The sequence below is a fragment of the Mycolicibacterium xanthum genome, from assembly GCF_019710635.1.
Taxonomy (GTDB): Bacteria; Actinomycetota; Actinomycetes; order Mycobacteriales; family Mycobacteriaceae; genus Mycobacterium; species Mycobacterium xanthum.
Genome location: NZ_JAIFZS010000113.1, coordinates 1 through 1,048, shown reverse-complemented (window position 1 = coordinate 1,048; position 1,048 = coordinate 1). Strand labels below are relative to the sequence as shown.

The following is a 1,048-nucleotide window of genomic DNA, read 5'->3' as shown; positions in this document are numbered from 1 at the left end:
CTTCCGTCGCGCTGTTGTTCGCCCGGGGCGCGGAGGCAATCGTCGCGATGGCGGCCGTGCTCAAGACCGGAGCGGCGTACGTACCTCTCGACCCGGACTCACCCAGCGCCCGGATCGGGCTGATCCTCGCCGATGCCGCACCCGCGGCGGCGATCACCGTCGCTGCTCTGGCAGAGAGGTTGATGGGCAAGGGGATACCGGTCATCGACCTCGGCGACCCCCGCATCGAGACAGCCCCCGAAACGGCGTTGCCGGGGCCGGGTCCGGCCGCCGGGGACGTCGCCTATCTCATCTACACCTCGGGCACCACCGGTGTCCCGAAGGGTGTGGCCATCACTCACCGGAACGTGACCCGGATTCTCGGTGCGACGGGCGATGCCCTGGCGGGACGGGCTTGGGCGCAGTGGCACTCCTATGCGTTCGACGCGTCGGTCGAGGAGATCTGGGGCGCACTCCTGCGTGGCGGCCGTCTCGTGGTGGTCCCCGAATGGCTCGATCACTCACCGGAGGAGTTCCGCGAATTCCTGGCCGAGGCACAGATCGACGTGCTGAGTCAGACACCGTCCGCTCTGGGGGCGCTGTCGCCCGACGGCTTCGGAACGCTGACGCTGGTGGTGGCCGGCGAGGCCTGTCCGGCTGATCTGGTGGACCGATGGGCCCCGGGGCGGGTGATGTTCAACGCGTACGGACCCACCGAGACCACCGTATGTGCATCCAGAAGTGCGCCGCTGAAGCCACATTCGGGCATGCCGCCGATCGGATCGCCGATCCCCGGCGTGGCGGTGTTCGTTCTCGACGGCTGGTTGCGGCCGGTGGCACCGGGCGTGGCAGGCGAGGTGTACGTGGCCGGATACGGTGTGGGCCCGGGGTACTGGCGCCGGCCCGCCCTGACCGCCACCCGATTCCTGCCGTGCCCGTTCGGGTCGCCCGGCCAACGCATGTACCGCACCGGTGACCTCGCCTCATGGGGCCCCGACGGGCAACTGCGCTATCACGGCCGCAGCGATCAGCAGGTCAAGATCCGCGGCTACCGCATCGAACTCGGCGA

The 1,048-nt window shown here is 69.7% G+C and carries 1 protein-coding gene; it reads left to right on the top strand.

Annotation, left to right across the window (positions count from 1 at the left end; genetic code table 11):
* Positions 1–1,048 (top strand): amino acid adenylation domain-containing protein (locus tag JDV09_RS26190; RefSeq protein ID WP_221372048.1); only part of this gene is annotated, 1,048 nt, incomplete at both ends.